Source organism: Bacillus sp. CFBP9009, from assembly GCF_036541465.1.
Classification (GTDB): Bacteria; Bacillota; Bacilli; order Bacillales; family DSM-1321; genus Peribacillus.
Genome location: NZ_JAZHFU010000002.1, coordinates 447669 through 460785, shown reverse-complemented (window position 1 = coordinate 460785; position 13117 = coordinate 447669). Strand labels below are relative to the sequence as shown.

Here is a 13117-nt window from a genome sequence, read left to right as displayed (position 1 = left end):
AGTGTTCTCACCACTCTGCCGAAAGTGTAATCGGGAGAGCATGTCGCATTTTGAATGGCCAATAATCAGCGACTATTGAAGAAGGAGGGTGGGAATGAATACTCAGCCACTTAAAAACAACATCAGTTCTTATATCATACAAACACATGAAGAAGAGATTAAAAGAATTGCCATGGAGCTTCATGAAGGTGTGGGGCAGTCCCTTTCCAGTCTCTTTTCCGGAATGCAGCTCATTGAAACGGCAATCGAACAGCCTGCCATGAAAATCTATGCGGGTGATATGAAACAGCTATTGGAGAAGGCAATACAAGAAATCAGGCTTTTGGCTGTAGAATTGCATCCTCCTACCCTTACGACTTTTGGGCTTATTTCAGCTATAAAAAGCTACATAAAAATATACACTTCAACCTATGGAATTGAGGTTGAGATGGAGAATCTGGGAATTGAATCGCAAATCTCTGATAGAGATAGGATTACACTTTTCAGGGTCTGCCAAGAAGCATTGGTGAATATAGCAAGGTATGCTGATACAACAAAAGCAAGTATAATATTCAAATGGGAAAAAAGCTTGTTATTAATTATGATAAAAGATTCAGGGAAAGGGTTTGAGGTTGAAGCCGCCATGAATAAGTTGAGCGGGCTTGCTGCCATGTGTGAAAGAATGCATTTGATTGGCGGGAATTGTACCATATTTTCAAAAATAGATGACGGTACTTCTATAGAGATTTCACTTCCATTATATTAAAATGGACTAAACAAGGGGTTTGCTAATTGAGCAATCCCCGTTGTTGTTTCATATTCATTTATAACAATACATATACAAACAAAGCTAAGGGGGAGCAGCTTTGATAAAAATTTTGCTTTGCGATGATCACGCCGTTGTAAGAATGGGCTTAAAGATGCTATTAAATAATCATGCTGATATGGAAGTCATAGGGGAAGCTTCAGAAGGGAACGAAGGAATAGAACGAGCACTAGAGCTTCAGCCTAATGTGGTAGTCATGGATTTAAGCATGCCTCATGGGAAAGATGGCTTATCGGCTACTTCCGAACTAAAAAAACTAATGCCTGAGGTAGCCATATTAATACTTACTATGCATGATGATGATGAATATTTGTTCAGAACTATTCAAGCCGGGGCTTCAGGATGTATTTTAAAAAGTGCACCCCATGAAGAATTATTGGTAGCCATCCGATCATTATCGAACGGAAATGCTTACCTTCATCCATCTGCTACAAAAAGGGTAATGGAAGAATATTTAGGCAGTGTGAAGCAGGGAACCGCTGATTCTATCAATCTGTTGTCTGACCGTGAAAAAGAGGTACTTACGTTGATTGCGAAAGGGTTTTCCAATAAAGAAATTGCCGGACAGCTTGTCATAAGCGTGAAAACGGTTGAAAGCCATAAAGGAAACCTAATGGAAAAGCTCAAGATGAAAACAAGGCATGAACTTGTTGCATTCGCTTTAAAAAAGGGGTTATTAGGGTATGGAATTTAACGGGGACAGTAAATCGAAAGAGGATCAACCATTTAAAAAAGCGTGTGAACATGTATTAGAAGAAATGAATGGTGATTTTGTAGGCCTTGCCTTACAAAACAGAAATGGTCCTGACATAAGCTGGCATTATGCCGCCGGAAACAGAAATGATAAGTACAAAAGGATAACTGTTAGATATGGAAAAGGAATAGCAGGTAGGGTCATATCAACGGGGACGCCGATGAAAATTGAGGGTTTCCCCAATAATATCCACGGCAAAGCTTTAGATTATCCCATTATGCTTGCGGAAAATCTCAGTTGCGCCTTCGCAGTTCCGATTCAATTTAAAGGTGTTCCCAAGGGGGTATTATTAGTAGGTAAACGAACAGCTCAGCCTATTTCTGAAAGCGACCAGCATAAGATCCTTGATGCAGCGAAAAAACTGGAAAAGGAATTGAACAGCTCAATTTAACATGGCAACAAGGAGGATTATGTATGGACTTGAATAAACATTTGGAAATGGAAAAAGGGGTTACGCCTGGATCTAGCGATGCGACAATCCTTGTCAATGAATCTGGAGTCATCTCTTTTGCGAATCAACAGGTATATGAAAACTTTGGTTATGATCATCATGAATTGAACGGGGAAAAGCTTCTGAATCTTATACCAGGGGCAAACCTGCAGCACAGCGGGGAAGGGGAGATTATCCACCAGTTGGGGATCCACCGGGATGGTCATGCTTTTTCGCTTTTTTTCAGGGTGAACTCCTTTCAGCTTGCGAAAGAGCTTTATTACTTAATTGTAGTCCATAAAGTGAAAGACCAATCACGGATTAACCAGCAGCAATCCTATCCGATAAATGAACTGGTTGATTTAATTTACGCACTTGATGAATCAACGATTGTTGCATTTACGGATGAAAAGGGCAAGATAATAAACTTTAATAAGAAATTTTGTGAGGTATCCAAATATTCAGCAACAGAGCTTATCGGGAAGGATCACCGAATTATCAATTCAGGTTATCATTCAAAGGAATTTATGCAAGAGCTTTGGCGAACAATTTCATCAGGAAGTGTTTGGCGGGGTGAAATCAAGAACAAAGCGAAGGATGGAACTTATTATTGGGTGGATACCACAATTGTCCCTTTCTTAAATGAAAAAGGGAACCCTTATAAATACCTGGCAATTCGGAAGGAAATTACCGAATATAAACGAGTTTTAGAGGAATTAGGGAAATTTGTAAATAAAATGGCCGATTTCCAATTTGCTTTGGATGCTTCCTCAATTGTAGCAATAACCGATCAACGAGGGACGATCAAATATGTCAATGATCAATTTTGCCGGATTTCAAAGTTTTCAAAAGAAGAGCTGATCGGACAGGATCATCGAATTATTAACTCGGGATTTCATTCGAAAGAGTTTTTCGACAATCTTTGGAAAACAATATCATCAGGGGAAGTATGGAAAGGCGAGATTAAAAATAAGACCAAGGATAATACTTATTATTGGGTGGATACGACAATCGTTCCATTTCTTGATGAGTTCCAGAAACCTTACCAATATTTAGCGATTCGATATGAAGTAACCCAGCGTAAGCTTGCGGAAGAAGAGATTCAGAAAATGACCGGGAAAATCATTGATGTGCAGGAAGAAGAAAGAAAACGCATTTCCCGAGAGCTTCATGATGATATCGGACAAAACTTATACAGCCACCTCATAACGATTAACAGACTGCAGACAGAAATGGATCATCCCCTGTTAGATCAGATGCAAGATGAAGCGACCGAAATTATCGAAGCACTCCGGCATCTATCCTGGGAATTAAGGCCATCTGTACTTGATGATCTTGGACTGTTCCCTGCCATTCGCTCTTTATTGGGGCAATTTTCAGAGCATCATCATATCAAGGTCCATTTTGAATGCTATTTGAATTGCCGTCTGAATACAAACAAAGAAATTACCATTTACCGTATTATTCAAGAGGCATTAACAAATATTAGGAAATATGCTCAAACCGAAGAAGCTACAGTGACGATCCAGGAAATAGAGGAAGAAGTTCGTGTAGAAATAGAAGATAAAGGAAAGGGCTTTGATATAGAAAAAGTTACCCGTGGAGTAGGCTTATTCAGTATGGAGGAAAGAGCCAGAGTTTGCGGCGGAAACCTTATCCTTCATTCTCGTGAAGGGAAAGGGACAAAAGTAATATTGAAAATGCCTTTGTAGTGGATGGATTTTCGTAATGATCAAGTAACTTAATCCGCTAAACGCTTCAGCATTTCCCATCAATACTCGTTCTATGGGCTTGCGGGATGTTAAAATGATACGATCAAATTGAAAATAATGCCGGAAAATCAAATGAGAATACAGTCAGAGCATTCACGAAATAACAATGAATACGGTTATTTTCATTACATCCTTTCTTCCATGTTTTATAATAGAATGATAGTTAAGGAAAACATGTATCATGAAAGGAGACATTGTATGCAGGCACATAACAAAACGGTCGTGAAATCCATGCAAATCCTAACCCTTTTCATAAATCATCCAAAACTGACCTTTAATGAAATGATGGAACTTTCCAATTTGCCGAAAACGTCGTTACACCGTATGGTGGGATCATTGGAAGAAATGGGGTTTTTAACAAAGGACGAAGATGGCCACTATTCACTTGGACTTATATTCCTGCAGTTTGGTCAACTGGTTGGGGAGCGTTTGGATATCAGGTCAATCGCCTATCCCATCATGAAAGACCTGCGGGATGATGTTGAAGAAGCAGTGAATTTAATTGTGAGGGATAAGGATGAAGCGATGTATATTGAAAAGGTGGACACCCTGCACCCTGTTCGACTTTATACATCCATTGGAAGGCGTTCGCCATTGTATGCTGGTGATTCTCGAATCATCCTAGCGTATTTGCCGGAAGAAGAGCGTGAAAATTATTTGGGAAGCATTCAATTAAAACCAATCGCCATTGGAACGATAACGGATAAAACTGAACTCCGTCACGCTTTGGATGAAGCGAGAATGAATGGTTACACGATAACTTCATCAGAACTTGAGGATTATACAAAAGCGGTGAGTGCACCGATACTCAATGGTAAAGGTGAAATAGTAGCTGGTATTAGTGTGGCTGGGATTGAAGCAAGATTTCAGGAAGATCGCTTGCCTGAATTGATTGAAAAAGTAACGAAAGCTGCCAAAGCAATTTCCATGAAACTTGGTTCTCAAACACATTAATGAAAATAGAAAAATCATGTCATTTTCGGAATATATTTTTCTGAAATAAGATAACTTATATAAGATAGTCGATTCCTACATACTACATATAGGAAGTAAAGCCACCGATTATGGTGGTTTTTTGTCATGTTGGCAAGGTTTGCAGCTTTATTTGGAATTGCTTATCTGCAATCATTTCGTTAAACGGAATCATTCTTGATCTCGGGGAAAATTGAGCCAGGACGAAAAGGTGAACCATTCGGGGTTCACCTTTTCCAATATCGTAAAACTATATCGCAAGATTGTTGGTTAGCCATTAAATATGCACAAAGTCTGATTGATCTATATTCCTCGGCACCCCGATGTCAGCCATTGTAAGTAAACCTGGTTTACGGAGGGCATCAATTTGCTTAGCGGTATTAATAATCATTGCTGCGGTTGCGGTATCTCCAAAAATGCCGTTTGGAACAATCAACCTTTGTGTTTCGTTCCCCTCAATAACGATTTCATCTTCCTGTTTAATACCTGCAGACATCGTTAAATCCAAGGAAATTTCCTTTCGGTCCACCGTCTTGCCAGTGGAAATTTGATGAAGCCCATTAACATCCCCTGGTTTTAAGGCAGATAGCGGAACGGTCATATCTTCGCTTGCAATCGTTGGTTCTATGGTATTGGTTACACTTGATAGTTTCCAATTCAGCCCATAAGCGATTAACCTGACAGACTCCTCAAGACCTACATGCCCAATTTTATTCCGTTCAGCTAAAAATTCAAACTCTTCTCTGGTCATCCCGATTCCGACCTTTTTTTGTAAGGGGAGGCGCCTTTTCGAAACATCTACTTTACGATTGACCTTAATTTGGTTAACCGTGGTCAATACTGTTGTAAATGAAATGGCCATAGTATCCATGATGTAGCCTGGATTGATTCCGGTCCCAATGACACTAAGCCCTTTAGCTTTAGCATAATCATCTACTTCCTTTGCAAGTAGGGGGTAGCGATGCCAAGGGAAGGAAAGTTGTTCACAGGTGGAAACCACTGAAAAGCCGTGATCTAGCAGTTCTTTGATTTGAGGCCATACTTGTTGTGCGTCGGAACCGGTTGCATGTAGGGCGATAGGGTGGTCAGCTTCAGTATTTACATCCCGTATATGAGAGACTACACACTTGTTGGTTTCCTTTTCATGGATTAGTAACCCAATATCCTTTCCTACCTTATCGGGATCAATATCGACAACACCGATAATCGATTGCGGATTCGTTTGATAAGCACTGCGTAGAATTTCAATTCCGATGGGGCCCAGCCCGAATACTGCGAATTCAGAATAGTGCATAGACATTCATCACTCATCCTTTCAAATAACTTATAACAAAATGCTAACATTGGCTGATAAATAATAAAAATAGTTAATTTTTATATATTTATAATGAATCGTTATAAAAGGAAAGACGGCAATGAATGAGGTGAATTAGTGGAGAATCATACTTCAATTTGGGGTTACATATCGCGGGAATTGTGAAATGGCGGCTCAAGCATCAGCATAAATTGGGATGTTGGACAGGTAAGTAGAAACCGCCATACTGTTCCCGGTTAAAACATTTTACTTGATCGGACACGAGAATTAGCAGAAACGTTATCCGGTTTTATGTGATAAAGGGTTAAGGTATTGTTTCCGGTTGTTTTAATCGAAGCAATACCTTTAATAGTTTTGTATATAAAACTATCTTTTCTGCTGGAAAAATTTTAACCTGAATATTATTGACTATTGTGAAAATTCAATATAACATTAAATATCGGTAACGTTGTTTTTTATATAAAACAAGAGTTGTTGCTATCTTTTGAAAGGGGGAATTGGTGAAGTTGATAGTTTGACAGGCATTTTCTTTATCGAAATCATGAAAGCGCATTCAAAAGAGCTGCTATAAGGGGGAAATAACATGTTACAAGGTCAAAAAAGATGGTTGTACATTGCGATTCCTATTTTTTTCTTCTGGTTTTTCGGTCAGATTGATAAAGTGGGTATCTCTGTTATCCAAACCGATCCGGGATTTTTAAGTGATCTTGGTTTAACTGGCCCGGATAAAAATGCGAAAATTGGCTTGATCTCCTTTATATTCATGATTTCATACTCCTGTTCCAACATTTTTTGGGGAGTTATCATCGACAAGTTAGGGGCACGGAAAACAGCAGTTTTAGGTTTACTGGTATGGACAGCGACAATGGTAATGGGCGGGCTGTCCACTTCATACGAAATGTTTTTAATCAGTAGGGTAATCCTCGGAATTGGGGAGGGTATGATGATCCCGATATCGGGAAAATTCATTTCGAATTGGTTTAATAAACGAGAGCTGGGCAGGGCACAGTCATTCTGGATCACTGGAAACTACCTTGGCCCGGCAGTGGGTACCGTTATGCTCATACTAATTATTTCAACGTTTCATTGGCAGGCCGCGTTCTTTGCTCTCGCCGCTTTTAACTTGTTTATAAATATTCCAATGTTCCTGTTTTTGGCTCGTAATACGCCAGAAGAGCATCCACGCATGAGTAAAGAAGAAGTCTCCTATATTCGCCAAAAAGACGAAGCGGATGATGTGAAGTCGAAGCAATTCTTTGCAAAGGATTATCGTTATTGGATTGTCTGGTTTGGCAATTTAATGTCGTCCTTTCTTTTCTTTGGAATCAGTATTTGGCTGCCTACATATCTCGTTGAGGCCAAAGGGTTTGAAAGGGAAGCAATGACTGGTATTACTTCATTATCGTGGCTATTCGCGCTTGGATTTGTCCTGGCTGGCGGATTTCTGGCGGACAAAACGAAGCGTCCGAGTTTACTTGCGACGATTCTTTTCATACTAACAGCTGTATTTTTGACGATCGCTGTCATTGCACCAAATCCTATTTTCGCTGGCGTTTCCATGGGGCTCGCCATGGGAACTCAAGGAGGAATGTTTCACCTGACCAATTTCTTCATCATCAAATTTTCAACACCTGAAACAGCTGGCCGCGCAGCCGGTTTAATGGGATTCACTAATATTATGGGTGGATTTTCAAGCTACATTATGGGGTGGAGCCGCGATTTGTCTGGCGGTGATTTTGGTCCTTCCATTGCCATGCTGATTGTAGCAGCCATTCTTGGGTTTGTGGCGTACTTATTTATGATTAAACAAGAAGTTGCCGAATATCACCTAAGTAATGCGACAGGAAACAAAGTAACACTATAAGCGCTAAAAAGTTAATATGTTTTTTAAAAGGGTTTCTCGGTAAGATGGGCGCTAGAATCTTACTGAGAAACCACAAAAAAATCATACTTATTGACGAGTGCCGCAGTAGTAAGGATAACCGCAGATTGATATAGATAGTGTATACCCGAACGATTGTTACAGTTTTTTTTTACATTGACAATAAAGCGATTACATTTTAGAATTATTTATATAAAAAACATTGTTTTGTGTATAAAACACAATGTGGTCGTTATGAAAAAATATGTGCTCGCATGCAAGACCGTAAACTTGAAGGAACCGATCTTTGTATAACCGTTCATCACGTTTGAAAGATAATAGAAGGGGTGGAGACAATGGGCATGGCCTTAAAAGATAAAGTAGTATGGATTACAGGGGGAGCTTCTGGAATTGGAGAGGCTGTCACTCGCCGTTTTATACAAGAAGGAGCAAAAGTGAGCATTATCGGCCGCTCTAAAGACACGTTAGCGAAAATGAAGGAAGAATTTGGTGAAAATATCCTTACCTATCAGGGAGATGTAAGCAAATACGAAGACAATGAGCAAGCGGTCCAAGCTACTGTTGAGCAATTCGGAAAGTTGGATGTTTTCGTGGCGAATGCCGGCGTGTTCGATGGATTTGCCAAATTTGCCGATGTGACTCCTGAGGCGCTTTCCGAAGCGTATGATTTCCTTCTCAATATTAACGTAAAAGGCTCTTTTTTCGGGGCGAAAGCTGCTCTTGAAGAACTGAAAAAAACAAATGGCAATATTATTTTTACCGTCTCCGGTGCAAGTTTTTATCCAGATGGCGGCGGTGTTTGGTATACAGCGAGCAAACACGCCCAAATTGGATTGATGCGCCAGCTTGCGTTCGAACTATCTCCTTCCATCCGGGTAAATGCGGTAGCCCCAGGGGGGACATTGACAGCACTTACTGTGATCCCGCCACTGCGTCCATTTGTGAAAATCGTCGATAATGATACGAAAGCAAGCAGCATTAAAAAACGGAATATCCTTCAACTTGCCCAGATGCCGGAAGATCACGTTGCGGCGTATGTACTGTTAGCTTCCGACGAATCACGCGCAATCACCGGTGAGGTCATTTCCAGCGATGGTGGATTGTCAGTGCGAGGACTTGGCTAAGCTGGCACAGTTTATTAATACTTTTTTAGCTAAATTAGAAGGGAACGGAAGTGGAATTTCCTGCTTAACTTCAGGATAGGAAGCACTTTCTTAATAGGAACTAAAACTGTTTCCAAGCGAAATATAAAAAAAGTAAATCATTCGCTTTTTTTAGAAAGATATTTCAAGTACAGGTGTTTTAAGAGTCAGAGATTCACCTTAAAAGGGGATTGATATTATGCCATACGTAAAAGTAGAAGATATAAGCATTCATTATGAAATAGAAGGTCATGGAGAACCTTTAGTATTATTACACGGCATGAGTAATAATTCACAGTCATGGAAGGAGCAAATTCAGGAATTAAAGGAGCATTATACAGTAATTGCATGGGATGCACCGGGTTATGGGAAAAGTTCAGATCCAGCAGAAGAATTTAAGTATTTTAAAGAGTTTGCACGTATTCTGAACGGCATGCTAGATCAGCTAAAGTTGGAAAAAATCCATCTGCTTGGCCATTCAATGGGAGCGGCAATCGCGATAGAGTTCTGTAGCCTGTACCCTGATAAGATTAATAAACTTATATTGGCCGATTCGACAAGAGGGGCTGCTGCTCTAACGCCAGAGGAGAATGAGACGAAATTGAAAAATCGATTATTTTCAATTGATAACCTTTCTACTGAGGAGATCGCGGAAAAGAGGATACAAGCATTGCTATCTCCCCATGCTTCAGAAAAAGTCTATAAGCGAGTAAAAGAGATTATGACACAGATAAGACCGGCAGGATATCGTTCGGTAGCAAATTCACTTTATCATCTAAATCAAATGAGTTTGTTATCTCATATAGATGTCCCTGTTCTTGTAATTTGTGGTGAGTTGGATACTGTAACTCCTATAAAGGAGTCGGAAGCAATTCATGAAGAGTTAATGAATTCCCGGCTCGTGATAATTCCAAAAGGCGGGCATTTGTGTTATCAGGAAAATCCTGAAAAGTTTAATTCGAGCATTTTGGAATTTTTGAACGATATTGAGTAGAAAAAGGCTTCTACAAATACCTTAGTAAAAAACCAGGGCCTAGACAGAGAGAGGAATGGATAGAAAAAATGGCTAATTATACAATCGTGGATAAAGAAACTTGTATTGCTTGCGGAGCTTGTGGTGCTTCAGCTCCGGATATTTATGATTACGATGAAGAAGGTATTGCGTTCGTTATATTGGATAATAATGTTGGGGCAGCGATTATACCTGATGAACTTGAGGACGATATGATAGATGCTTCAGAAGGATGTCCAACCGATTCTATAAAAGTGGCTCAATTATCCTTTGATGGTAACCCTAATAAATTTGAATAATAATTCTAGGTGCGTTTGTGACAAATAATAGCTTTATAGATTTTTAAACTGGTGACATATCCAGATTGTCTTTGAAAGGGTGGATATTCAATTGCTCTTATCCATCATTTCTGGAATTGGAAAAAGGAAGAATTACTTGTAGGCTAGTACATCCCTTACAACCAATAAATTATATTCAGTATGAGCAACCATCCTGGAAGAAAAGGAGTGATTACATTGACAGAAGAAAAAACGGTCTATGACATAACAATTATTGGCGGCGGCCCAGTTGGTTTGTTTACGGCGTTTTATGGAGGAATGAGGCAAGCAAAGGTGAAAATCCTTGAAAGTCTGCCTCAATTGGGAGGACAGCTATCAGCTCTTTATCCCGAAAAATTCATTTATGATATAGCTGGATTTCCAAAAGTAAGGGCCCAGGAATTGATAGATAATTTAAAAGAACAAATGAAAGTATTTGAACCAACAATTTGTCTTGAAGAAGCAGTTGAACAGATGGAAAAGCAAGCAGACGGAACATTTAAAATCACTACAAACCTCGATACTCATTTCTCCAAATCAGTGATCATTACTGCTGGAAATGGAGCTTTTCAGCCCCGTAAACTGGAATTGGAAGATTCAACACAGTTCGAAAATAAGAATTTGCATTATTTCGTGAATGATATGAACCGCTTTAAAGGAAGAAAAGTGGCGATTCTTGGCGGTGGAGATTCTGCTGTTGATTGGGCCCTTATGTTAGAGCAGATTGCTGAAAAGGTAACATTGATACACAGAAGAGATAAATTCCGTGCCCATGAACATAGTGTGGAAAAATTAGTGAATTCCTCTGTTGAGGTCAAAACACCTTATATTCCCTCCGAATTGGTAGGAGCAGAAAGAATTACGCAAATTGTTCTAGAACACACTAAGACGCAACAAAAAGAAGTGATTGATATAGATGATTTAATTATTAATTACGGCTTTGTCTCTTCTCTTGGTGCGATTAAAGAATGGGGACTAAACATCAACAAAAATGCAATTGTCGTTAATTCCAAACAAGAAACGAATATTCCAGGCATTTATGCAGCCGGGGATATTTGTACGTATGATGGAAAGGTTAAGTTAATAGCATCCGGATTTGGTGAAGGTCCTACGGCAGTCAATAATGCCAAAGCCTATATTGATCCGATGGCGAAAGTTCAGCCGATGCATAGTACTTCCTTATTTGGCTGACCTCTATCTAGCTATCTTCTGAAGAAATGAATTAGTATGTACATAGGCGAGGCTCAAAAATAAAAAGTGATTGATAGGGTTCTCGATTGTCTTGATTAATGGAGATGATACTTAAAGTAGATATATATCGAGGATTTCCAGGTTTTGTTGCCTAATGAACTAACAGGTTGATAGTTCAACAAAAGAGACAGGCTATGATGACTGTGAAAAATAAAAGTCGAATTCCTTCAAAATTAGGAATTCGACTTTTTTTAAGTAACTCCCCTTTAGCGATTCTTCACAATATTAATGCGAGACGTGAAAATTTTTCGATAACTGGTATCCTGTCTAAACTCATTCAAATGTCCCTTTTATCAACGGAATACCCTTATCTACCATAACTTGTCCTTTTGCCATTACAGTGACAATTGCCAAAGTTTCCTTTTGCAATAGCACAATATCTGCATCATTGCCTGTTTGGATCCTGCCCTTGGTTGATAGTTTCAGCACTTGTGCGGGATTCGTGGTGATGACCTTCAGTGCCGTTTCAAGTGGGATTCCTTCTTCTAAAACAGAATCACGCACTTCGTGATATAGCGAAGATACTTTTCCTACTTGAAGGCCTGCATACTCCCCATGGTTGTTGAAAAACGGAAGACTTGCCTGACCGTCTGAAGAGAAGGTGATTTGTTCTACTGGAATCCCTTCTTCAAGCATTATGCGCAAGGCAATGCTGCACTTTACTTCGCCATCATCCAGAAACTGAGGAATTGTGCTTGTTGTAAAGTCTACGTACCCGCCCCGTTTTGCGTAATCGATTCCCGCCTTGAATAATTCTTCATTTCGGTTGATATGTGTCGGATGGAGCTGCCGAATCGGAATATTGGTTTTATCAGCGATTGCATGTAACAACGAGAGCTCGCCATCTCCGTCTCCTACATGAACTTCTAATATACCTGCTTTTCCTGACAGAATACCCCCGTTACGTGCGGCTGCGACGATTTTGGTCAATTCCTCAAAAGTGGGTTCTGATGATCTATGGTCGGAGATGGCAATTTCCCCGACACCGATGATTTTGTCAATAAAAATAAGGTCATCTTCAATTTTTCCTGTCAATGTTTTTACTGGCACTTGGTAGGAGCCTGTATGAATGAAACAGGAAATACCCTCTTCTTCAAGTGCCCGGGCCTTTGCAAGCAGGCTTTCCATTCTACGCGTAGTTCCGTCCGTACCAAGCAATCCGACAAGCGTTGTAATACCTGAAGTCGTAATATCCGTAAGCATCAGCTCAGGGGTGCGGGTTTTGAATCCGCCCTCACCGCCTCCGCCAATAATATGAACATGTGAATCTATGAAACCTGGAACAACTAAAAGATTGGTCGCATCAATGATATGAATAGGAGCAAAGTTGTCAGGAATCTCGATTCTGTCATCTATGAATGCAATTTTTTCATCTGTAATCAAAACGTCTTTCCGTCCTAAGTAATTGGGTGAGTATATCTCGCCATTTTTGATTAAAGTAAGCAATGCGTTTCTCCTCCTGTAA

At 39.8% G+C, this 13117-nt stretch carries 12 protein-coding genes; 10 read left to right on the top strand and 2 right to left on the bottom strand.

From position 1 onward, the window contains the following. Positions 1–94 precede the first annotated feature (94 nt). The 5 genes from V3595_RS07375 to V3595_RS07355 all read left to right on the top strand — a co-directional run bounded on the left by V3595_RS07375 (position 95) and on the right by V3595_RS07355 (position 4715). Positions 95–745 carry a sensor histidine kinase gene (locus V3595_RS07375; protein ID WP_260357460.1) on the top strand — a complete coding sequence of 217 codons (651 nt, stop codon included), beginning with the start codon at positions 95–97 and terminating at the stop codon, positions 743–745. Positions 746–845: 100 nt separating this feature from the next. Continuing rightward, a complete protein-coding gene (locus V3595_RS07370; protein WP_101221836.1) occupies positions 846–1499 on the top strand; it encodes a response regulator transcription factor in 654 nt (217 codons plus the stop codon). Beyond that, on the top strand, positions 1489–1950 hold the full coding sequence (locus V3595_RS07365) for a GAF domain-containing protein (RefSeq protein WP_485906260.1): 462 nt from the start codon (positions 1489–1491) through the stop codon (positions 1948–1950). The genes V3595_RS07370 and V3595_RS07365 overlap by 11 nt, the downstream gene beginning before the upstream one ends. 23 nt (positions 1951–1973) lie before the next feature. Next, positions 1974–3701, top strand: coding sequence for a sensor histidine kinase (locus tag V3595_RS07360; RefSeq protein WP_485906258.1), 1728 nt, complete (start codon positions 1974–1976; stop codon positions 3699–3701). A gap of 258 nt (positions 3702–3959) precedes the next feature. Then, on the top strand, positions 3960–4715 hold the full coding sequence (locus V3595_RS07355; RefSeq protein WP_485906257.1) for an IclR family transcriptional regulator: 756 nt from the start codon (positions 3960–3962) through the stop codon (positions 4713–4715). 295 nt (positions 4716–5010) lie between these two features. On the opposite strand, the gene V3595_RS07350 is transcribed toward V3595_RS07355, so the two are convergent. After that, positions 5011–6033 (bottom strand): NAD(P)H-dependent amine dehydrogenase family protein, encoded by a 1023-nt coding sequence (locus V3595_RS07350; protein ID WP_485906255.1) that lies wholly within the window; start codon positions 6031–6033, stop codon positions 5011–5013. A gap of 598 nt (positions 6034–6631) precedes the next feature. On the opposite strand from V3595_RS07350, the gene V3595_RS07345 reads away from it, so the two are divergent. From V3595_RS07345 to V3595_RS07325, 5 genes are all read left to right on the top strand, one after another. Continuing rightward, positions 6632–7912: an MFS transporter gene (locus V3595_RS07345; protein ID WP_485906253.1), complete on the top strand. Its 1281-nt coding sequence runs from the start codon at positions 6632–6634 to the stop codon at positions 7910–7912. Between the two features lie 353 nt (positions 7913–8265). Then, on the top strand, positions 8266–9054 hold the full coding sequence (locus tag V3595_RS07340) for an SDR family NAD(P)-dependent oxidoreductase (protein WP_241588830.1): 789 nt from the start codon (positions 8266–8268) through the stop codon (positions 9052–9054). Between the two features lie 217 nt (positions 9055–9271). Beyond that, positions 9272–10066 (top strand): alpha/beta fold hydrolase, encoded by a 795-nt coding sequence (locus V3595_RS07335; RefSeq protein ID WP_485906252.1) that lies wholly within the window; start codon positions 9272–9274, stop codon positions 10064–10066. A 68-nt stretch (positions 10067–10134) separates the two neighbouring features. Beyond that, positions 10135–10383 (top strand): ferredoxin, encoded by a 249-nt coding sequence (locus V3595_RS07330; protein ID WP_350302385.1) that lies wholly within the window; start codon positions 10135–10137, stop codon positions 10381–10383. A gap of 216 nt (positions 10384–10599) precedes the next feature. Further along, a complete protein-coding gene (locus V3595_RS07325; RefSeq protein WP_485906251.1) occupies positions 10600–11592 on the top strand; it encodes an NAD(P)/FAD-dependent oxidoreductase in 993 nt (330 codons plus the stop codon). Between the two features lie 333 nt (positions 11593–11925). Here V3595_RS07325 and iadA read toward each other — a convergent pair whose 3' ends face one another. After that, positions 11926–13098: a beta-aspartyl-peptidase gene (gene iadA / locus V3595_RS07320; protein ID WP_485906249.1), complete on the bottom strand. Its 1173-nt coding sequence runs from the start codon at positions 13096–13098 to the stop codon at positions 11926–11928. Between the last annotated feature and the right edge of the window lie 19 nt (positions 13099–13117).